Here is a 19,140-nt window from a genome sequence, read left to right as displayed (position 1 = left end):
AAGTTAAATTACTCAACTTCTTCTCTCCATAATTTCGCACCTAAATTCACAAGCTTACCATCTAAGTTGTCGTAACCACGATCAATATGATATACATCATGAATTTCAGTGATGCCTTCTGCCATTAAAGCAGCAACAACTAAGCCAGCTCCACAGCGTAAATCTGTAGAAGTGACTTTTGCTCCATGTAGCTTTGTTTTTCCATTGATAAAACAACTAGGTGTCATTACATCAATGTCGGCTCCCATTTTATTTAATTCTTTACAATGTTTGAATCGTTCTTTATAAATGGTTTCCGTAACAGCTGAATTTCCTTCGGCTTGTGTTAATAAAGCCGTAAATGGTTGTTGGACATCTGTAGCAAAACCTGGATATGGTTTCGTTAGAATGTCTGTTGGTTTCAGTGGTTTATCGGTTTTGAATACTTGTACATAATCCGAACCCACTTTCATATCAATTCCCACTTGTTTTAATTTCATAATTACGGCTTCTAAGTGCTGTGGAATGATATTTTCAATAATCATATCATCTGCCATAGCAGCAGCAATAATAATATAAGTAGCCGCTTCAATGCGATCGGGAATGATTTCATGGAAACATCCACCTAATTCTTTCACGCCATCAATGACCAATGTACTCGTTCCCATTCCATGAATTCGAGCTCCCATTTTATTTAATAAAGTCGCAATATCAATAATTTCTGGTTCACGAGCCGCATTTTCAATAATGGTTCTTCCTTTGGCATATACAGCTGCCATCATAATATTAATGGTAGCCCCTACACTGGATATATCTAAGAAAATATTGGTTCCTACTAATTCAGGTGCATCCAATACGTAGCATCCATTTTCATAGGTAATCTTAGCACCCAATGATTCAAATCCTTTTAAATGAAGATCAATAGGTCTAGGTCCCAAGTAACAACCACCTGGCATTTTAATTTCTGCATGACCAAATCGTCCTAATAAAGCGCCCATAAAATAATAACTGGCTCTTAATTTCGAAACGGCATTGGATACCATTGGAATATTTTTAATATGAGTTGGATCAATGTATAAAGTTTCGTCCCCTTTTTTCTCCACTTTTACATTTAGTTCTTCTAATAATTGTTGTAAAGAATGTACATCTGAAATATTTGGCACACCAAAAATCGTAACAGGTTTATTGGCTAAAACACAGGCTGGAATCAAGGCTACTGTTGCGTTTTTGGATCCACTGATACGTACTGTTCCATTTAATCGATGTCCACCTTCGATTTTTATTACTTTTTCCATAAAAACCCCCTTAGGCATGTACATTTTACACTATTCAATCACTTTTTCCAACAAGAAAAGACTTTGAAAATAATCTATTTCAAAGTCTTGATCGTATTTCCTTTATTTTATTTTTAATATATTCTTCATCTATATTATTAGAAGAATTCAAAATTGGTTTTAAAATCATTTCTTCAGCTTTTTGTCGTAAATCAATAGCATATTGCTTATTTTTTGAGCGACATAAATAATAATCTTTGCCATTTATTCCAATGCTTGCCATCCATTTTCCTGTACTTCGATCATAACTAACACCTATAAATCCCGATGAATTATTTTTTCTTAGTTGATGTTGAATGGATCGTTTGATTACTCTGTACTGATTTTGTTTTAGACTATCTTCTCTTAAGCATCCACAAGACAATGTTTTTTGGCTTTGTAAAGATGAACAACTGACTTGACATATATTGCCACAATCACATTGGCATGTCCATAATACCGAATGTGCACTTCGTTTATTTGTCATCGACAATACTTTTAATCGTCCAATTTTTTGTCCACTTAAATCAACTGGTTTTATTCCTGAATTTTGTTTACGTATACAACCACATGATTGTGTGTTTCCACTTGTTAATTTACGAGCACTGACATCCACTGTATTTCCACATTCGCATATACAACGCCATATAACACTTCCATTTTGTCGTTTTTCTGTTTGAGATTCTACAAGCAGTTTTCCAAATTTTTTTCCTTTTAGATTTATGATTTTCATAATATCAGTTGTTTATTACGAAATTCAGTTAAATATTTTCTGGAAATAGGAATGATAGTTCCATCCTGCATCTGTATTTTATCTCTTTTACAGATTTCAAAATGATATGGATTAACTAAATATTTTTCATGTGTTCTTATAAATTCGTCATTTGTTTCTTTTATAAAATCATCTAGTGATTTATAAGTAAAACTTATCTGTCCATTGATTTGGTGAATAATTGTTCTTCTTTTATCACGCTCAAAATAAATAATATTTCTCGTTTTTTGAATATATGTGATGTTTTTCCATTTATATTGAATATAATGTTCTTCTCTTTTTTGACAAGCATTAAATAACGCATGTAACGCATCTTCTAGACATTCAAGTTCTTTTTTACTAACAAAAGTTGCATATTCCATGTCATATAATTGATAATAATCCGAGAGTTGATGTCCTAAAAACATGATTTTAATGTTTTGATAATAAGTTTGTATTTCAATCGTTTTTGTTTTCCAATCTTTCAAATCAAGATCAATGCATAAAGCATCTAATTTAAAATTTTTTCTTGTTTCTAAAAAATCAAAAAAAGATTTATATTTTTGTATGATTTGATTTTCCATTAAATAATTAATTTTATTTTCAATTATATGCGAAACATTGATATCTTCACTAATGATCCCAATATTCATAATCATACTCCCCTTTCAACTTATTCCCCTTCAAAATTTTGTACAGGCTCATCATCAATTACCGGTTCTTCTATAATTGATTCATCTACATTTTCAGTTGGAACTTCTATGATGTTTAGTTCCTCTTCATCTTCCGGATCAAATGACAATGTATTTACAATAGGCGACTGGTCTTTGTTTGCGTAATATGTCATAGTAGAAGTTGCATTATTTTGTACGGAAACAAGTTCTTCTGGTGTATAAGCTTCTTCTTGATTGATATACCATTTTCCATCACTTGTTGTTGGTAAAACGGCTGTTGTATCTAAAAATTTAAAATTAGCTCCTAATGTTACTTTTTCTAATTGTGTACATCCAGTAAAAAAATCTTTCATATTTTCTGAGGATACATTGGCAGTATCAAAAGAAGATAAATTTAGTTCTTTTACATTTGTACAATCTTTAAACATTCCTTCAACAAATTGGATTCTTGGAGCATAAAAACCTGATAAATCAATTGTTTCAAAATTTGCTCCTTGAAACATACCATTTGATACTTCTAGTTTTGGAGCATTTTTTGAAAATGTAAAAGAAATCGGTTCTGTGATATCTTTTCCATAGTTCATAAACATAAATTGAGAATACAAAGTTTCTGACATATCCAATGAACTCAAATCTATATTTTTTAGTTTTCGGCATCCATTAAATAAACAATTCATATTAACAACCTGGCTTGTATTAATATGATTGAAATCTATACTTTCTAAATTTGTGCAGCCATTAAACATATATTGCATATCTTTTAGATTTGTAGATTGTTGCCAGTTTTCACCAAATACCACTGTCTTTAAATTAGCTGACATATGAAACATATAATTGAATTGTGTTACATTTGAAACATTAAAATGACTTAAATCCAGATAAGGTGCAGATGTCCACTCAAACATTCCAAACATTGTTGTTACATGAGATGTATCTATGTTGTTAAATTGAATATTTGTGGCGGAAGTAGTAAAAACGCCATAAAAGAGTTCCTTACAATTTGCAGGAAACATTAGTGGCTTACTTCCTTTAGATAACACATAAACTGTATCGTTATTTGAATCGTAATAATATTTCACGGAATTATTTAGTTCTGTATTATCTGTACCATCCAAAGTGCCACCCATATTTTCTAAATTATTCCATGCAGGAACATTTGATTTTTGGTTGTTATAGCTATCAAAAATATATGTAGAAGCATTCTTATTAATATAATTTTTCAATTGTCGATTTAAATACGATGGCTCATCTGTAATATCTAATACCAAAGATCCTATTTCTTTGTCTTCTGTATATTTTGCGACTGTTTTTGTTACAGACAAAGACATTAATAACAAGATGGATAAAATGAAAATACTCCATAATTTATATTTTATTTTTCGATTCATAATTCCCTCCTAATCTATTTGTTCAGTATGAACATTAATCTTAATGGTATTTTGTCCAATATTCGTTCCATCAAGCGCTTCAAAAATTAGTTCTAATGCTTGTTCCTGACCAAAATTTAAGACATGATCTGAAAAATATAGAGTTGAACCACTGGATATTATTTCTTCACTGTCTTCTCCTATTTTCAATGTGACCTTTATTTGATTAGATACATTTTCAAGAAAAACATGATATTTCAATATGACTTCGGATTCATTTTTAACTGAAAAAGTATAATTCCCAGTTTGTGATGTATTTCCAACATCCAATTTAATAGAAGTATTCGAATCTTGATTCACTGAAATTCCATATTTTGCCACACGAGCATTGGATTCTAAAATCGATTCCGTACTATATTTTGCGAATGAAACACTTATAGACATCATTGTGAAAACAATGAAATAAGTAAGCCATATATTTATTTTTCGTTTCATGTTTTATTCCTCCTCTTTTTTTCTTCTATAAATTTTGGAATAAATATGAGTCCATATCCCAAAAACAATAAAATACTCATGCCCAACGGTGATTGTATATAAGAAATAAATAATCCGATAACAGGAATCACATAAATAACTTTTCCAACTATTTGTTCTTTAGATACAACATCTAAATCTTCCGCATTGTTTGCATCTCCTTTTGTGATAAATCCATCTTTTTCTTTTCGAATTATTCGATGTGTTACAAGATGATTTCCACTTACAAAAGAAATAATATCCCCCACTTCATATTCATCTACACTATGGCAGATCACCATATCATTAATTTCTATGCTTCCGGACATACTTCCTGAAATGACAATTGCATTGGAGTAACCAAAAATTGTTGGCTGAATCGTTTTAAATATCATTTTTTTTGAAAGTAGGCATAGATTACATAAAAGGAAAATCGACAATAATGAAGTTAAAATCAAACTTAATATTTTTCGGATTTTTTTCATTTGTTCTTCTTTCTAAATAGAATCAATATAATTAATGTACTTATTGCTAATAGAACAAAATATTGATTTGTATGTGTTTGTAATGATGTATCTGTTGAAATATATTGATTATCATCTTCAATCACAACATACAATCCAACTTCTACATTAGTCGGTTTATCTATACTCGCAAAATCTCCCATCATAGAATCAATTTCGTCTTGCTGGTCACTGACTTCATATGGCCAAAGGCAGGAAATATCTAAATCTCTGTATTTTTTTCCTTCAATTGTCCCTTCCAATACATTTACAACTTGATTTGATTCAAGGTTTGAATGCACGTTCATTTGTTCTTGATCTTGTATCTGATATAAAAATGCTTTATATTGAATCGGACCATTGACTTGATTGTACAAACGAACAATAGATTCATTATGGACACCGGGTGCTGTTATTTTTTCAGAATTATTGGATACCGCATTTTCATAAACAGAATGAAATAAATTTAAATAAGCAATTCCATTTTCTTTAACAACTGTAGAAGAATCCCATGTCAAGTTTCCTTTTGTATATGTTAAAACATGGTTTGGACTCTTTCCCTTCATTGCCCAAGTATGTTGTGAAGCAATTGAAAAAGTTGTGATATATAAAATGAATAAAGTTATAAGTGAAAGAAAAATCCTTTTTTTATCATAAGCAATCTCCTTTTCTTCCTCTTCTATCAAAATTCTTTCAAATAATTCTCATAGAAAAAGAAGAACAAAAGCCTGTACTGCCACCTGACAGACTTCTGTTTTATATTTAATTTACTTGCGTAACAGTTGTTGTTAGTTTCAAAGTAATCGTTGCTGCATTTCCATCAGCTGCCTGATCTCCTAAATATGTATCTTTAGAATCATTTCCATCAAATGCCCATTTCCAAGACACTTCAGGCACATCCACTGTTGTCATATCAATACCAGCTGCATATTTTGAAGAATATGCATTGATTGCTCTTTCAACTGCCATTTCAAATTCTGCAGCAGAACGATAATTCAAACCATTAAATTCTTGTGTTCCTACAGTAATAACAATTGGACAATAGAAAATCATACCCGGAGCCGGAATCACAGATAAAGAAATAACATTCCATTTGTATTTGTATTCAAACAAAGCTCCTTTTCTTCCTGGTTCTTCCCAAACAATTTCTTGTGCACAAACAACTTCTTCTCCGTTTGTATTTCCATCACGATTTGGACTCTCTACTGCATAAACAGGTGCTTGAAGATCTGTTGAAGGTGTTCCAATATCACTTGTTTTCACCCATCCTAAGGAAACCCATTCACCTATTTCTACAATTTCATCGTCTACATCTCCATTATTTGGTGCAAACCATTCATCCAAAATTAAATCTGAATTAAAGTTGATTGCCACTGCCACTTCTGGTTGACCTGTAATCACAACTTTTCCTAATTCTCCTTGTGTTCCAGGTGCAACTACTTTATCTGTTGAAACGACAGAATTTAATTCAGCAAATGTTGCATCTTCTGTTGCATATACTTCAGAAAACATATTTCCATTTGGTTCAATTTGTACGCCCCATTTCGCTGCTCGAGCTGCATCTGCACTTCTACCTTCTCTTACATATTTTGCTAGCGTACCACCTACAAAACACGTAGTAATCATTGCTAGAGCAACCAAACCTGAACCGATTCGAAAACTCTTAGATTTCATAAATTTTTCTCCTTATTAGTCGATTTGTACTGCTTTAACATTGATTTTAACTACAACATTGTCCAAAATTGCATAATTAGCTCTTGTTGTATCATCCGTATCATAGGCTGTATCACCCGTAAAATCCCATTTCCATTTAATTGTATGAACATTTGTTCCATCAAAATTCACTGGTAACTCTCCAGGTGCATATACTTTTGTTCCACTTACATCGCCTGACAAAGTTTTAATTTGAGTTAATAAATCATTAAAAGATCCAAAATCCCCGTCGTTTAAAGCCCATTGAATATGATCCACAGGGCATTCACTTCCTGTTGTATCCACTGTAAATGTATATCCTACTTCTGGAGCCTCTGCTGTATTTCTGTTAGGTTTATAACGGAACTGAAAACTCGTTTCTCCATTTGTCCCAGGCGCTACCACTAAAGAATCGTCTTCACTTGCAACATTGTCATAACTTTCACTAAATAAAGCATTTGGACCTGTCTGTAAATCTGTTTCAAAAAATCCCCAATATGCAACACGTGCACTTGTTTGATAGCTTGCTTCTGTTACATATTTAGCAAATGTTCCTCCTACAAAGCTTGTAGTTGCTAATGTTAGAGCCATTAATAATGAAGAGGCTCTTAATGTTCTCTTTTTCTTCATGTTTTTCTCCTTTTTCTTTATATCAATGTCTTGTGGCAAATAGACATAGATATCATTTCTTTTCCTTTTTTAATTTTTCAATTTCTTTTTGTAGTTCTTCATTCTTTTTGGCTTCTTCAATTGTTTGTTTTTTACGACGCATTACGTCATAACTTACAAATACCAATAATGGCAATCCCATGAATAAGAACATACCAGTAGGTGTTTGAGCAAATAACACAAAATCACCTATTTTTGCGATTCGTTTACTGAATACTCCAACGATTTGTTTCTCTCCTACTTTTTTTTCATCTTCTGCGTTATTTGCATCACCTTTAGTTGTAAATACCAATTCCTTGTTTTCATTTTCTTCAATGTCTACAATTCGATGCGTTACAACAGATGCGCCATCCATAAACGCAATAACATCTCCTTTTTTCAGTTTTTCAATTTCAATTTTGTCAATAAAAATCAAATCGCCTGCTTCAATATGACCTTCTTGATTTCCAGACATAGAACCTGATTTGACAACCATTGGCGTAATTCCAAATACAGATGGTGGACTTTCTGGATGCATTGCGCCTTTTATAATGATGGTCAAATTACAAATGAGTAAAAAACCAAAAATAAGACAGAGTATTATGCCAAGAATGGATAGAAATTTTTGTAGAACAATATTACTTCTTTTCATATCTTTCCTTCCTTTGTTTCCAAAACATAATTCATATTATGTTTCTGTTTTTATTTTGATTTCACTTTCTCAATTATTTTTGGCATGCGAAAAATACACTCCCTTGTTTTTTTTAAAAAAACGCTTAGAGAGTGTATTTGTCATGCTCAATTATTTGGTTTCAATGGATTCAAAAATGTAGAGTGGACAATTTTTCTTGATTTTGTAGATAAGTGTGTTAGAATATGTATGAAATTTTATATAAAAATTCAAAGAGATCGACAAAAATCCTAACATAATATGAATTATGTCAGGATTTTTTTTGATAGAACCAGTCCCAATTGTTCGATTCTTTTTCTATGTTCATGACCTGTTGACATGATATAAATCCGTGTTGTATTAATATTACTATGTCCTAATATGTCAGCTAATTTTGCGATATCTTTATCCAGTTTATAAAATAAACGTGCAAATAATTTTCTTAAGTTATGTGGAAATACTTTATTGGGATTAACTTTTGCACTTTGACAAAGCTTCTTCATTTTTTGCCAAATCATTGTCCGATTTACAGGTTTTCCTTTTTTTGTCAAAAAAATAAATCCTTCTTTTATATTGTGTTTCTTGATATATCTAAGTAATACTTTTTTCAATTTATTCGGAATTAAAATAATTCTTTCTTTTCCTTTACATCGAATATTAATGACTCCTTTCTGAATTCCTTCCACTGTAAAATAATTCAATTCACTTACACGTATTCCCGTACTACATATTGTTTGCATGATTAATTGCATTTGTTCATCTTGTTTAGAAGCTTCTAATAACCGAAAATATTCTTCTTTAGTCAATTCTTTTTCTTCTGGGCTAAATATTTTTCTTTGTTGTTTTAAACACTTCACTTTGCATTCTTCTTGATTAGAAAAATCCAAAAAAGAATTTATGCTGGCAAGCATAGAGTTAATGGAAGTTGTTTTATATTTTGTTTCCATTAGATATGTTTTATAGTTCATCACAAGTTCTTTTGAAATTTCTTCATTTTGTTTATATTCAAAAAAATGAGACACATCTCGAATATATTTTTCAATCGTGGCCTCACTTTTTTCTTCTTCTATTAAATATTTTTTAAAATCCTTGATGATCTGAATCATAGTTTGTCTCCTTTTTTTGAGACAAAATAATAACATATCTATATCGTTTATTCCATAAAAAAAGGTGGAATGAATTCCACCTCAATTTCATGAATTATGCTTTGTCAGCACATCCAAAGTAGTTTTTGTTCATGTCTTCTACTTTGGCTTGAATTGCATCTGTTCCTGGTTTTAATAATTTACGAGGATCGTATCCTTTACCAGCCTGGTCTTTACCTTCTTCGATATATTTACGAGTTGCAGCTGCAAATTCTAATTGTAATTCAGTATTTACGTTAACTTTAGAAACACCTAAAGAAATCGCTTTTTTAACTTGTTCAGCAGGGATACCTGAACCACCATGTAATACTAATGGTTTACCATTTGTACTAGCTTGGATTTTTTCTAATTGATCAAAGCTTAATCCAGCCCAGTTAGCAGGATATTTACCATGGATATTTCCAATACCAGCAGCTAAGAAGTCTACACCTAAAGCAGCAACAGCACCACATTCTTCTGGATCTGCTAATTCACCATTAGAAACGACACCGTCTTCTTCTCCACCGATTCCACCAACTTCACATTCAACAGAAATTCCTTTTGAATGAGCTAAAGCGATGATTTCTTTAGATTTTGCAACGTTTTCTTCAAAATCAAAATGAGATCCATCAAACATTACAGAAGTGAATCCAGCTTCGATGCAATCCAATGCACCTTGGTATGAACCATGGTCTAAATGAATAGCTACAGGAACAGTGATTCCTAATTTGTCATGGATATTTTTAACCATACCAACAACATTTTTGTACCCTTGCATATATTTTCCAGCACCTTCAGATACACCTAAAATAACTGGAGAATTAGTAGCTTGGCATCCTTTTAAAATTGCAATGATCCATTCCATGTTATTGATGTTGTATTGAGGAATGGCATAATGACCTTCATGGGCCTTATTAATCATTTCAGTAGCAGAAACTAACATTCTTATTATCCTCCTTTAGAATTGCTTTCCACACTTATTTTAATACAAAAACAATGAATTTAAAAGTATTATCGACGGCTTTTTCCTAACAAGCTCACAGAAGAAGACAAAGCACGAATTCTTTCTAAGAAACGATCTGATGAAACACTGTTATTGTCTTTTCCTTTGATAAAATATTGCTTAGCTAATTCTTCCATTGTGTAATTCGATGTAAAATATGTTTTTAAGTGATGATCCATGCGATAATTCAAAGCAGGAAACAAAATGGAATCTCTTGTCCACATAGAAATAGATTCCGATCCAATGTCATCTAAAAATAAAATTTCACTGAATTTTAAATGCGATAAAATCGTGGATTGAAATTCATAATCACTCATGGCATCTTTGCATTCCTGAATTAATTGAGGAACGCGAACAAAAGATATTTTCTTTCCTTGTTTGGCATAATAATTCGCACATGCGATACTTAAATATGTTTTTCCAACACCTGGTTGTCCATATAAATAAATGCCTTTTTCATTTTCAATGGACTTAATCATTGAAGTATAAGCTTGAATATATTCCATTGATTCTTGTGAAACATCAATATCTTTTAAATCAATGCTATATTGACTGATTGATAAATGCGAAAACCGATAAGAACTTTGATGTTTTAATTCCTTCATTTCTTTTTTCTTATAACGACAAGGCATATATGTTTCTTCAATAAAATTTCCATCCATATAAATGGTTTTTACTCGACCATTCATTTGCTGGGCACAATATAACAAACCCTGACATCCTTCGCATTTCTTTAAAGTCTTTAACCAGCTTTCAAAATAATCTGAATTCGTCTCTACAAAACTTATATCCAATCCATTTTTCTTTAAAAACGAAAGAACATGACGATTTTTCTTTAATTTTTCAATCAATTGCTTCTCATACAATTCCTGATTCATTATTCATCACTTCCCTTCAATTTTTCTTGTAAACGCAACGCCTCTTGCAAAGCTTGTTTTGTTGGTTTATTTTGCGCAGTGTTTTGATACCAATCTGGTTGCTGATTCTTTTGTTTTGGTTGAATTTGTTTCAAAGCTTTTTCTTTGGAATCAATTTGTAAACGAGCCCAGTTAGCTGCTACTTTTTCTACATAATTTTTAGACAGCGACTGATTTGTTTTTTCTAAACAATATTCAATTAATACATTAACAACTTCATTACTAAAACCATATTCAAGACATAAAGACTCAATTAAGCGCTTATCACTCGTAGATACTGGCAATCCTTTTTGCTTGGATCGTAAAAATTGAACAGGTGCCATTGTATATGGATCCTCTTTTGTTTTTTGTACTTTTCGAGAAGAAAAAACAAGATCTTTTAAGGCTTTTTGATCCAATTCTTTTGATACTGGATGTACACTTCTTTGCACCAGTCGTTTCATTTCTTTTTCATCGATTCCATAAATGGAAGATAACTGAGCAATTAAATTTAAATTTTCTTCACTTCGAAGTCGAATTGGAAAAATCCGATCCATGCCCTGAAAAAATACTTGAAAATCAAAGTCATAGACTCTTTTATTTTGTGGTTTATTATTTTGAAACACATCTTCTTTTTTTTCATTCCATAAATCAAATCGAGACGTATCAAATTGTTTCGACACATCAATAAATCCATCTAAATTTTGTGAATCCACTTGAAAATAATACTTCATAAAATCATATTTTTTGCTTCCACAAATATGAATAAATAAACGAGCAAAGCTATCGTGTATTAAAAATTCATGAGCACTCAATGGAGGATTCACATAAAAAATCCACTGATTATTTTGTGTATTTAAATATGTCTTTAATAAAGAAAATTCTTCTAAATTTTCTCTTGCCCGTTCAAATTGACCCGGTTTCATTTCACATAAATCCATCAATGCTTCCAATTGATAATTTTGTCTAGAAAGAGAAATCAATAATTGATATAGAAAATAAGCCTCTTTTCCAATCAATGGACAATATAATAAAGTTAAAACACTTTGATAATCTTGTTGAAAGGCTTCTTGAATCGAAATTGAAACATTTTCATTCATATAAACTCCTTTCTAAAGCTACATCAATACAACGATATAAATCCTTTAAATTTCCATTGTTTTCAATACAAACATCACTGTTTTCTTTTTTATAGGAAACACTTAATTGCTGATTTAAACGCATTTTTGCTTCTTCAAACGTAAAATGACGATATTGAATCAAGCGTTGCATCGCAATGTTTTCATCACAATAAATACACCAGATTTCATCAAATTGATTTTGGGCATGGATTTCAAATAATAAAGGGACTTCGACAAAAAGAAGTGGCTGATTTTGTTTTTGTGTCCATTGTTTAATTTTTTCAAAAATTAAAGGATGTAAAATAGCTTCTATTTCTTGTTTTTTATGAATATCCTGAAACATAGAAAACGCCATTTTCTTTTTATCAATATTTTTTTTCTCATCAAAAACAATCCAATCCACTTGCGCTATTTTTTCATATCCTTTTTGTCCTTTTTCCAATAACCTGGCATTGACTTTATCACAATCCAATACCGGATAAAAATTTGAAATATAAGAAGAAGCCTGTGATTTACCCGATCCCATAGACCCTGTAATCGCAATTACTTTCTTTTTTGACAATGTGTGCATATATATGTTCCCCTTGTCGCCACGACTCTTTTTATAATTGGTTTTTGACAAACTGGACATGGCTCATCTTTTTTCATATGAACATGAAGTTGCAGTTGAAACAAACCAGTTACACCAAGTGAAGAAGTATAACTACGAATAGTGGTTCCTCCTGCTTTCATAGCTCCGCGCATAATCTTTTTAGTATAAAAAACAATATTTTCACTATCTTTTTTTGATATTTTTGAACAATTGCTTCTTGGATCTAATTTAGCCATGAAACAAATTTCATCGGCATAAATGTTTCCAATGCCCGCACAAATGGATTGATCCAATAAAGCACTTTTTAAATTTGTTTTCTTTTTGTGAATGCCTTGATAAAAATAAGACGCATTCATTCTTTCATCCAATACATCCCAGCCTATATGTTGTAAACCTGGACAATCATATTTATCTTCTACTTTATCATATAAAGCCATGCGACCAAATTTTCTTGTGTCATGGTAACACAAATAACGATGATCATTCAATTCAAAAACCACATGAATGTGTTTAAGATTTTGTGGATATTCATTATAGATATAGAATTTTCCTTCCATTCTAAGATGCACCACAAAATCATATTTTTCGGTTGTGAATATTAAATATTTTCCAATTCTTGAAAAATTTAAAAAATGTTGTCCAATTAATAAAGAAGGAAGCTCTTTATTTTCAAGAATTTTATCATAATACACAAATACATTTTCAATTCTACAGTTTTGAATCTGATTTTCTAATGTTCGCAAAACTGTTTCTACTTCAGGTGCTTCCGGCATTATTTTGCCTCATACCATGTTTTGCCATAGGCAATGCTTGCCTTTAAAGGCACTTTCAAATCCAATACATGTTCCATTTCTTCTTGTACCAAAGAAACCATTTTATCTAATTCCTCATCTAATACTTCAAAAATCAATTCATCATGAATCTGCAGCAGCAATTTAGATTGCACTTGTTCTTTTTCCATTCTTTGTTTCACATGGAGCATCGCAATTTTAATTAAATCCGCAGCACTTCCCTGAATCGGTGCATTCATGGCCGCTCTTTTCCCAAATTCCCTTGTCATAAAGTTTTTATCTTGGATTTCAGGAATTTCTCTTCTTCGCTTAAAAATTGTTTCCACATAGCCATTTTCCTGACAAAAAGAAATTAATTCATTCATAAAAGAGTGAATGGCTGGAAAAGAGGCAAAATAGGTTTTCATAAAATCAGAAGCTTCTTTTCTTGTGATATTCAATTGTGAAGATAAACCAAATTCTGTTTGTCCATAAACAATTCCAAAATTCACAGTTTTGGCAATCCGCCGCATAGAAGAAGTAACATCTTCTTTTTTGACCATAAAGATTTTCGTAGCGGTTTGGGTATGAATGTCAATGCCTTCTTTAAATGCCTCAATCATATTTTCTTCATTGGCCATATGCGCTAAAATACGAAGCTCAATTTGAGAATAATCCGCTGACAACAATTGACATCCTTCTTTCGCTACAAAAGCCTTACGAATTTCTTTTCCTTGTTCATCGCGTACACTAATATTTTGTAAATTGGGTTCACTGCTGGACAAACGACCGGTTTGCGTCATTGTTTGATTAAATCTTGTATGGATTTTTCCATCACTTTGAATATGTTTTCGAATACCATCAATATAGGTTGACTTGATTTTGGCATATTTTCGGTATTCCAGTAAACAAGGCACAATTGGATGAGCATCCACTAATTTTTCTAAAACCTCAGCCGATGTGGATCGTTTCTTACCCGTTGGTAAATTTAATTCATCATATAATACATTTCCTAGTTGTTTTGGTGAATTGATATTGAATACCATATGTGCATAATCATAGATTTGTTTTGTTAGTGCATCAATTTTTTCATCAACAACTTCTTCAATAGAATCCAATGTATTTTCTTTGACAAGAATTCCTTGTACTTCCATATCAAATAAAACCGGAATTAATGGAAGTTCAATATTTTGATACAAATCCCATAAATTCATTTCTTTTAACTGCTTTTCAATGTCTTCTTTCAATAAAAACAATTGCTTAGCCATAGCGCCATATACAGCTAAAGAACGAGACAATTCATAAGCTTCTTTATCTTTGACTTTTTTACTCAATTCATGTAAAGACTCCGGTAAATGTACTTGCAGAGTCTGTAATAAATCATCGGTATTGGTTGCTTGTGAATGCAATAAGAAAGAAGCAATGTGATAATCATTTTTAAAATGTGGCATAGGCAAACCATATTTTAAACACAAATGCATACAGTCTTTACAATCCCATGTACTTAAATTTTCTTGTTTTAAATACAATTGAAATTCTTTGTCTTCTAAAGCCTGGTCCATGCTTTCAAATATTGTTTCGATTCCATTACTGCAAACAAAACCTAGACACTTTCCTTCATTGGTAATGATTGGCAAAAAGAAAGAATCCAGTGGTTTCCATGTCTTAACTTGTTCAATGGATTGAACTTCTTTGGTTTGTTGACGCACAAAGGAATACATTTCATATTTTTGATAAAAGTCATTAACTTGATTGGAATACGAATCGAATGCTAAATCGTCCATTCCAAATGGAAATTCCATATCTCGATAAATAGTAGCTAATTCTTTTGATAAAAATGCATCTTCTTTTCCATTGATCAGTTTTTCTTTTAATTTTCCCTTGATCAAATCAATATTTTCATAAACTGCTTCTAAACTATGATATGTCTGTAATAATTTTGTAGCTGTTTTTTCTCCAACTCCGGCTACCCCTGGAATATTATCGGAACTATCTCCCATTAAGCCTTTTAAGTCAATGATCTGTAAAGGAAGCAATCCATATTTTTCCTGAAAATGAGAAACATCCATCAAATCCATATCTGTTAATCCTTTTTTCATTAATAATACATTGGTGGATTCATCAATAAGCTGCAGTAAATCACGATCACTGGTTAAGATTGTTGTTTGAATGGATTGACTTTTTTTGGCCATGCTTCCAATAATGTCATCGGCTTCGTATTCTTCATTTTCATAGCGCACAATGCCAGCGGCATCTAAGAATTCTCTGGCAATTGGAAATTGAACTTTTAATTCTTCATCTAATGGTTTTCGAGTCCCTTTATAGGCTTCATATTTTTTATGACGGAATGTGCTTTTTCCAGCATCAAAAGCCACTAAAATGGAATCTGGTTGAATCATTTCAATTGCTTTATTGATCATTAAAATAAAACTAAAAACTGCATTGGTTGGAATTCCATTGGATGTACTCATGGTTTTTCCATATAAAGTGGCATAATAAGCTCGAAATAACATCGAATTGCCATCAATTAATAATAAATTTTTCATTGTTGTCACCTTCTAAACTCTATTTTAACATGAAAAAAGAGACGATTTGTCTCTATTTTCTGGATAAACGTAAATTTCGATACTTTTTCTTTTCCAATTTCTGATTTCGAATTCTTTGAATTTCCTGATATCGATCATAGACATTAAAAATATAAACCAAAGTGGCAATACAGACAATATGAATTAAAGCCGTTGCTAATTCAAAATGAATCATCCATTTTATAATAGAAATTGAAATCTCATCTTTAAAATGAAAATATAAAAACGGAATGACATCGATACAAACAACTAAAAACCATACAACCGTCAACAATAATTTATTGTCCTGGTCCATTTGTTCTTGAAAGAATCCACAACAATAGCTTAAAAAAGGATACCATAAAATATGAAATGAAATACCATTTTGAAATAAAGCATCATAGGCAATTCCAAACAACAAGCCCATTAAAATTCGATCGAGCCAGTTTCTTTTGTAGATACTAATTAAAAATGCAGCCAAACATAAATGTGGTACAAAAGAAAATCCCTGATATGTATAGTCAACTGGAAAAAGATAGACAATGGCTTGATCTAAAAGAGCGAGTATCAAAAATAGAATCAAATAAAATCGATTTTTCATTTTATTCCTCGTTTCCAATGACCATTACATATTCAAAACTCTTCATATTGGATACGGGAGAGACATAAACCGTTGATATAATCGCATCATCGCTTTGAGAAACATCCACAACCGTTCCAATGAATAAACCAGAAGGATAGTTTCCTCCTGAACCACTGGTCGCAACACTTTGTCCCGCTGCAACCGTTGCATCGTTATCAAACAAAGAAACGCAATAAGCTTTTTTCTGAGCATCATAAGATTGTAAAACACCTTCTACACTGCTTCCATCTTCCAAAGAAATCTTAATCGCAATGTCATTGACTAAATTTTCACTCGTCAATAATCTTACGATACTTGTGGCACTTTGAACAGTTTCCACCAATCCAATAGCTCCTTCACTAGTCATCACAATCATATTTTCTTTGACACCTTGTGCTTTTCCAGCTGAAATGGTAACTGTTTGTCTCCAGGAAGAAGCTGATCTTTGTAGAACACTGCAGGAAATTGTCAAGGCATCGGGTAATGAATTTTTCATTTCCAGTAACTTTTCCAGGTCTTCATTTTTATTTCGTTCTTCTTCATAAAGTGTTTTATAACTTCTTTGTTGCGCTAGTTCTTCTTTTAAATATTCATTGTCTTCATAGACGTGCCATAAATTGGCTAAATCCGATATTCCATTTCCTAATGATTTCAATGGATAGTCAATTAATCCATATTTTATATATGTCCAGGCACTGTATCCTAAATTTGATAGTGAATTTTGTCTCAGGGACAACATAATGAAACTAAAAATTAAGCTGATACAAATCAAAATCGACAATATTTTCTGTAATCGAGTCAGTTTTCGCATAATTTCCCCCAAATTCCTTTTCATTATAACGATATTTTCGATTTGTTTCAACGAAGATATTCTTCCTGGCGAAAAGAAAAATAGCGATTCTTTCCCACAATGATGTGATCCATCAAATAAATACCCATTGTATTTGATATTTCATCCAGTCTTTCTGTAAATTCAATATCACAAGTCGATGGACTGGGATCCCCTGATGGATGGTTATGCAAAACAAGAACGGAATACGCATTGACTTCAAATGCTTTTTTAAAAATTTCACGGGGATGGACGCTACTTTCATTTAGCGTTCCAATAAACAATGTGCAATGTAAAATAATATGTCCTTTGGTATCTAAATAAATCGCAACAAAGTTTTCTTGTTTCAATGTCCCGTATTCCAATTGAAACCAATGCAACACATCTGTTGGCTTTTGAATTGTGGTTTGATAGGCATGGGCTTTTAAAGAGCGCTTTGCCAATTCAATTCCAGCTAAGAGTTGAAGAGATTTGACTTTGCTGATTCCCTGAATATTCATCAAAGAAATCGCAGATAACTCAAACATTTTATTTAAATCCTCCGATTGTTTGAGTACATCTTTAGCTATTTCAAATACATCTCTTTTTTTGTTTCCACTTTGTAAAATCAAGGCAATAAGTTCTAAATCAGTGAGGGATTCCAATCCAAAACGCAAAGCCTTTTCTCGTGGACGTTTTTCTTCTGACATTTCTTTTATTTTCATATTCTTTTATACGAAAAAAAAAGAGAAAAAGACAAATTTTTTCTCTATTTTATAAGATCTTTTACCACTTCTGAGGCAATAATCAAGCCTGCTGCCGATGGCACAAAACTAGAACTACCGGGAATGGCTTTATGGCTTACAGGATCGATTGGCTGGTTTTCTATTTTTATAGGAAGTTCTTGTGAATAAACCACTTTTAGATGTTTGACTCTTCTTTTCTTTAATTCTCTTCGCATGACTTTGGCTAAAGGACATACTTTGGTTTTATAAATATCAGTAACTTCAAATTTTGTGGGATCTAATTTATTTCCAGCGCCCATACTTGAGATAATGGGAATATTTTTTTCCTGGCATATTAAAACAAGTCCAATTTTAGCACTGATGGTATCAATGGCATCGACTACATAAGTATATTGATCCCAGTTAAAGTCAGCTATATTTTCATTTGTCACAAAAAGTGGATGCGTTTGTACTTGCACATTGGGATTAATATCCTGCATTCTTTCTTTCATTACATCAACTTTATTTTTACCAATCGTAGAATGAAGGGCAATAATCTGACGATTGATATTGGATATAGATACAACATCGGCATCAATTAAATCAAAGTGTTCAATGCCACTTCTTACTAAAGCTTCGACAACATAGCCACCAACACCACCAACACCAAAAATGGCTACATGGCTTTGTTTGAGTTTTTGTATAGCTTGTGTTCCAATTAATAATTCGGTTCTTGAAAATTCCATGAGTTTATTTTATCAAAAAATAAATATAAAAAAAACCTGGAATATTTCCAGGATTTGAT

At 31.7% G+C, this 19,140-nt stretch carries 21 protein-coding genes; all 21 read right to left on the bottom strand.

Annotated elements, in window-relative coordinates:
* Window positions 1–8: 8 nt before the first annotated feature.
* The 21 genes from ACI32A_RS04665 to ACI32A_RS04565 all read right to left on the bottom strand — a co-directional run bounded on the left by ACI32A_RS04665 (window position 9) and on the right by ACI32A_RS04565 (window position 19,081).
* A complete protein-coding gene (locus tag ACI32A_RS04665; RefSeq protein ID WP_439753869.1) occupies window positions 9–1,274 on the bottom strand; it encodes a UDP-N-acetylglucosamine 1-carboxyvinyltransferase in 1,266 nt (421 codons plus the stop codon).
* Between the two features lie 79 nt (window positions 1,275–1,353).
* Window positions 1,354–2,025, bottom strand: coding sequence for a hypothetical protein (locus tag ACI32A_RS04660; RefSeq protein ID WP_439753868.1), 672 nt, complete (start codon window positions 2,023–2,025; stop codon window positions 1,354–1,356).
* Window positions 2,022–2,696: a LytTR family transcriptional regulator DNA-binding domain-containing protein gene (locus ACI32A_RS04655; protein ID WP_439753867.1), complete on the bottom strand. Its 675-nt coding sequence runs from the start codon at window positions 2,694–2,696 to the stop codon at window positions 2,022–2,024. Before ACI32A_RS04655 ends, ACI32A_RS04660 begins: the two co-directional genes overlap by 4 nt.
* Window positions 2,697–2,716: 20 nt before the next feature.
* Window positions 2,717–4,105 carry a BspA family leucine-rich repeat surface protein gene (locus ACI32A_RS04650; RefSeq protein ID WP_439753866.1) on the bottom strand — a complete coding sequence of 463 codons (1,389 nt, stop codon included), beginning with the start codon at window positions 4,103–4,105 and terminating at the stop codon, window positions 2,717–2,719.
* 9 nt (window positions 4,106–4,114) lie between these two features.
* A complete protein-coding gene (locus tag ACI32A_RS04645) occupies window positions 4,115–4,579 on the bottom strand; it encodes a hypothetical protein (RefSeq protein WP_439753865.1) in 465 nt (154 codons plus the stop codon).
* On the bottom strand, window positions 4,576–5,082 hold the full coding sequence (locus ACI32A_RS04640) for a signal peptidase I (RefSeq protein ID WP_439753864.1): 507 nt from the start codon (window positions 5,080–5,082) through the stop codon (window positions 4,576–4,578). The genes ACI32A_RS04645 and ACI32A_RS04640 overlap by 4 nt, the downstream gene beginning before the upstream one ends.
* Entirely contained in the window at window positions 5,079–5,666 is a 588-nt protein-coding gene (locus tag ACI32A_RS04635; protein WP_439753863.1) for a hypothetical protein, read from the bottom strand. The genes ACI32A_RS04640 and ACI32A_RS04635 overlap by 4 nt, the downstream gene beginning before the upstream one ends.
* Before the next feature lie 196 nt (window positions 5,667–5,862).
* Complete coding sequence (locus ACI32A_RS04630; RefSeq protein ID WP_439753862.1) at window positions 5,863–6,774, bottom strand: hypothetical protein; 912 nt, start codon at window positions 6,772–6,774, stop codon at window positions 5,863–5,865.
* Between the two features lie 15 nt (window positions 6,775–6,789).
* The gene (locus ACI32A_RS04625; RefSeq protein ID WP_439753861.1) at window positions 6,790–7,422 is read right to left on the bottom strand and encodes a hypothetical protein; all 633 of its coding nucleotides are present in this window, start codon (window positions 7,420–7,422) and stop codon (window positions 6,790–6,792) included.
* Between the two features lie 52 nt (window positions 7,423–7,474).
* On the bottom strand, window positions 7,475–8,092 hold the full coding sequence (locus tag ACI32A_RS04620; protein ID WP_439753860.1) for a signal peptidase I: 618 nt from the start codon (window positions 8,090–8,092) through the stop codon (window positions 7,475–7,477).
* A 284-nt stretch (window positions 8,093–8,376) separates the two neighbouring features.
* Window positions 8,377–9,216 carry a tyrosine-type recombinase/integrase gene (locus tag ACI32A_RS04615; protein WP_439753859.1) on the bottom strand — a complete coding sequence of 280 codons (840 nt, stop codon included), beginning with the start codon at window positions 9,214–9,216 and terminating at the stop codon, window positions 8,377–8,379.
* A 94-nt stretch (window positions 9,217–9,310) separates the two neighbouring features.
* Entirely contained in the window at window positions 9,311–10,177 is an 867-nt protein-coding gene (gene fba, locus ACI32A_RS04610) for a class II fructose-1,6-bisphosphate aldolase (RefSeq protein WP_439753858.1), read from the bottom strand.
* 68 nt (window positions 10,178–10,245) lie between these two features.
* The gene (locus ACI32A_RS04605) at window positions 10,246–11,115 is read right to left on the bottom strand and encodes an ATP-binding protein (RefSeq protein WP_439753857.1); all 870 of its coding nucleotides are present in this window, start codon (window positions 11,113–11,115) and stop codon (window positions 10,246–10,248) included.
* Complete coding sequence (locus tag ACI32A_RS04600) at window positions 11,115–12,233, bottom strand: DnaD domain protein (RefSeq protein ID WP_439753856.1); 1,119 nt, start codon at window positions 12,231–12,233, stop codon at window positions 11,115–11,117. Before ACI32A_RS04600 ends, ACI32A_RS04605 begins: the two co-directional genes overlap by 1 nt.
* Window positions 12,226–12,825: a dephospho-CoA kinase gene (coaE, locus tag ACI32A_RS04595; RefSeq protein ID WP_439753855.1), complete on the bottom strand. Its 600-nt coding sequence runs from the start codon at window positions 12,823–12,825 to the stop codon at window positions 12,226–12,228. The genes ACI32A_RS04600 and coaE overlap by 8 nt, the downstream gene beginning before the upstream one ends.
* Window positions 12,798–13,619 carry a bifunctional DNA-formamidopyrimidine glycosylase/DNA-(apurinic or apyrimidinic site) lyase gene (gene mutM / locus ACI32A_RS04590; RefSeq protein WP_439753854.1) on the bottom strand — a complete coding sequence of 274 codons (822 nt, stop codon included), beginning with the start codon at window positions 13,617–13,619 and terminating at the stop codon, window positions 12,798–12,800. The genes coaE and mutM overlap by 28 nt, the downstream gene beginning before the upstream one ends.
* On the bottom strand, window positions 13,619–16,162 hold the full coding sequence (polA, locus tag ACI32A_RS04585) for a DNA polymerase I (protein WP_439753853.1): 2,544 nt from the start codon (window positions 16,160–16,162) through the stop codon (window positions 13,619–13,621). The genes mutM and polA overlap by 1 nt, the downstream gene beginning before the upstream one ends.
* A gap of 52 nt (window positions 16,163–16,214) precedes the next feature.
* Entirely contained in the window at window positions 16,215–16,781 is a 567-nt protein-coding gene (gene mreD, locus ACI32A_RS04580; RefSeq protein WP_439753852.1) for a rod shape-determining protein MreD, read from the bottom strand.
* Between the two features lies 1 nt (window position 16,782).
* Window positions 16,783–17,613, bottom strand: a complete 831-nt coding sequence (mreC, locus tag ACI32A_RS04575) for a rod shape-determining protein MreC (RefSeq protein ID WP_439753851.1) — start codon at window positions 17,611–17,613, stop codon at window positions 16,783–16,785.
* 47 nt (window positions 17,614–17,660) lie between these two features.
* Complete coding sequence (gene radC, locus ACI32A_RS04570) at window positions 17,661–18,335, bottom strand: RadC family protein (protein ID WP_439753850.1); 675 nt, start codon at window positions 18,333–18,335, stop codon at window positions 17,661–17,663.
* Between the two features lie 44 nt (window positions 18,336–18,379).
* Window positions 18,380–19,081: a tRNA threonylcarbamoyladenosine dehydratase gene (locus tag ACI32A_RS04565; protein ID WP_439753849.1), complete on the bottom strand. Its 702-nt coding sequence runs from the start codon at window positions 19,079–19,081 to the stop codon at window positions 18,380–18,382.
* Between the last annotated feature and the right edge of the window lie 59 nt (window positions 19,082–19,140).

Origin of the sequence: Floccifex sp. (assembly GCF_051873555.1) — a bacterium.
Taxonomy (GTDB): Bacteria; Bacillota_I; Bacilli_A; order Erysipelotrichales; family Erysipelotrichaceae; genus Floccifex.
Note: the sequence above shows the minus strand (reverse complement) of the source record. Positions and strands in the feature narration are given on the sequence as shown.

Excerpts from the sequence above, each read along its gene's own strand:
- ACI32A_RS04660 (WP_439753868.1), bottom strand. The coding sequence starts at position 2,025 with ATGAAAATCATAAATCTAAAAGGAAAAAAATTTGGAAAACTGCTTGTA.
- ACI32A_RS04635 (WP_439753863.1), bottom strand. The coding sequence starts at position 5,666 with ATGAAGGGAAAGAGTCCAAACCATGTTTTAACATATACAAAAGGAAAC.
- ACI32A_RS04620 (WP_439753860.1), bottom strand. The coding sequence starts at position 8,092 with ATGAAAAGAAGTAATATTGTTCTACAAAAATTTCTATCCATTCTTGGC.
- ACI32A_RS04630 (WP_439753862.1), bottom strand. The coding sequence starts at position 6,774 with ATGAAATCTAAGAGTTTTCGAATCGGTTCAGGTTTGGTTGCTCTAGCA.
- coaE (WP_439753855.1), bottom strand. The coding sequence starts at position 12,825 with ATGCACACATTGTCAAAAAAGAAAGTAATTGCGATTACAGGGTCTATG.
- ACI32A_RS04565 (WP_439753849.1), bottom strand. The coding sequence starts at position 19,081 with ATGGAATTTTCAAGAACCGAATTATTAATTGGAACACAAGCTATACAA.
- ACI32A_RS04625 (WP_439753861.1), bottom strand. The coding sequence starts at position 7,422 with ATGAAGAAAAAGAGAACATTAAGAGCCTCTTCATTATTAATGGCTCTA.
- radC (WP_439753850.1), bottom strand. The coding sequence starts at position 18,335 with ATGAAAATAAAAGAAATGTCAGAAGAAAAACGTCCACGAGAAAAGGCT.
- ACI32A_RS04645 (WP_439753865.1), bottom strand. The coding sequence starts at position 4,579 with ATGAAACGAAAAATAAATATATGGCTTACTTATTTCATTGTTTTCACA.
- ACI32A_RS04655 (WP_439753867.1), bottom strand. The coding sequence starts at position 2,696 with ATGAATATTGGGATCATTAGTGAAGATATCAATGTTTCGCATATAATT.
- mreD (WP_439753852.1), bottom strand. The coding sequence starts at position 16,781 with ATGAAAAATCGATTTTATTTGATTCTATTTTTGATACTCGCTCTTTTA.
- ACI32A_RS04665 (WP_439753869.1), bottom strand. The coding sequence starts at position 1,274 with ATGGAAAAAGTAATAAAAATCGAAGGTGGACATCGATTAAATGGAACA.
- mreC (WP_439753851.1), bottom strand. The coding sequence starts at position 17,613 with ATGCGAAAACTGACTCGATTACAGAAAATATTGTCGATTTTGATTTGT.
- ACI32A_RS04650 (WP_439753866.1), bottom strand. The coding sequence starts at position 4,105 with ATGAATCGAAAAATAAAATATAAATTATGGAGTATTTTCATTTTATCC.
- ACI32A_RS04640 (WP_439753864.1), bottom strand. The coding sequence starts at position 5,082 with ATGAAAAAAATCCGAAAAATATTAAGTTTGATTTTAACTTCATTATTG.
- fba (WP_439753858.1), bottom strand. The coding sequence starts at position 10,177 with ATGTTAGTTTCTGCTACTGAAATGATTAATAAGGCCCATGAAGGTCAT.
- ACI32A_RS04615 (WP_439753859.1), bottom strand. The coding sequence starts at position 9,216 with ATGATTCAGATCATCAAGGATTTTAAAAAATATTTAATAGAAGAAGAA.
- polA (WP_439753853.1), bottom strand. The coding sequence starts at position 16,162 with ATGAAAAATTTATTATTAATTGATGGCAATTCGATGTTATTTCGAGCT.
- ACI32A_RS04605 (WP_439753857.1), bottom strand. The coding sequence starts at position 11,115 with ATGAATCAGGAATTGTATGAGAAGCAATTGATTGAAAAATTAAAGAAA.
- mutM (WP_439753854.1), bottom strand. The coding sequence starts at position 13,619 with ATGCCGGAAGCACCTGAAGTAGAAACAGTTTTGCGAACATTAGAAAAT.
- ACI32A_RS04600 (WP_439753856.1), bottom strand. The coding sequence starts at position 12,233 with ATGAATGAAAATGTTTCAATTTCGATTCAAGAAGCCTTTCAACAAGAT.